General features: G+C 62.6%; 2 protein-coding genes. Both read left to right on the top strand.

Translation table 11 applies throughout. From position 1 onward, the window contains the following. Positions 1-599, top strand: a 599-nt coding sequence (hflC, locus tag A2I95_RS40750) for a protease modulator HflC (RefSeq protein WP_291737994.1), incomplete at its 5' end; no start/stop codon positions are given. After that, complete coding sequence (locus tag A2I95_RS40745) at positions 599-793, top strand: DUF2065 domain-containing protein (RefSeq protein ID WP_027259605.1); 195 nt, start codon at positions 599-601, stop codon at positions 791-793. The genes hflC and A2I95_RS40745, both read left to right, overlap by 1 nt. Positions 794-1,140 lie beyond the last annotated feature (347 nt).

The following is a 1,140-nucleotide window of genomic DNA, read 5'->3' as shown; positions in this document are numbered from 1 at the left end:
ACGTCAACCGTTTCCGTCAGGCGGTTGGTGCCGGCGGTATCGCCACTGCGGAAAACCGGCTGGATTCGATCCTGCGGGCGCAAACCCGCGAGATCCTCGGCTCGGTCAGCTCCAACGATATCCTGAGTTCCGACCGGGCGGCGCTGATGCTGCGGATCCGCAACGGCGCCATTGCCGATGCGCGTGCGCTGGGAATTGCCATCATCGACGTGCGGCTGAAACGCACCGACCTGCCGTCCGAGAACCTGGACGCGACGTTTGAGCGGATGCGGGCCGAGCGGGTGCGCGAAGCCACCGACGAGCGCGCCCGCGGTAACGAAGCCGCACAGCGGATCCGGGCGCAGGCCGACCGGACCGTGGTCGAGCTGGTGTCGGAAGCGCAGCGCGAGGCGGAGATCATCCGCGGTGAATCAGATGCCGAACGCAACGCGATCTTTGCCCAGGCTTATGGTGCGGACCCGGAGTTCTTTGAATTCTACCGCAGCCTCAACGCCTATGCGAATTCGCTGCTGGCAGGGAATTCCACCATGGTGCTGTCGCCGGACAACGAGTTTTTCAACTACCTGAAATCCTCGGACGGCAAGCCGGCTGGGCAGTAATGGGGTTCATCCTCCTGGCTCTTGGGCTGGTACTGATTGCAGAGGGGCTGGTGTACGCACTGGCCCCTTCGCTTGTGGAGCGGCTGCTGGAAATGCTGCGGGCCTTGAGCGAGGAGCAGCGCCGCAATGCGGGGCTGGCGGCGCTGGCGCTGGGTTTGATCCTGGTCTGGCTGGCGTTCAGGTTTGGCATCTGAGGCGCCGTTTCCCCCCCCCAGATTTTCAGCGAAAACGTAATTTTTCCCTGCTAGGATGCCTGCAGCAGGACGCGCCCCCGCTGTTGCGGGCTGAAAACCCGGTCACAGCGGCTTTATTCCTTGCAACATTTGTTGCGGGGCGGGCGGAAGTTCCTACATTGGGTCCATAAGACTCCGCCCGGCTGTTCCGGTGTTGGCGCCGGTCAGGGGCGGACAAGAAGAATTAGAAGTGACTTAGAAGTGACAAGGAGTAGATCCGTGCAGCCACAGGCAATTGCAATTTCCGGCCGGGCAGGCGGCAGCAGCGCGATGATGCGCATGATCTGGCTTGCGGTGCTGAGCATGGC

The sequence above is a fragment of the Leisingera sp. F5 genome (assembly GCF_001593695.1).
This window is presented reverse-complemented; position numbering and strand designations above follow the sequence as displayed.

Coding starts and splice junctions, on each gene's coding strand:
- A2I95_RS40745 (WP_027259605.1), top strand. CDS start 599: ATGGGGTTCATCCTCCTGGCTCTTGGGCTGGTACTGATTGCAGAGGGG.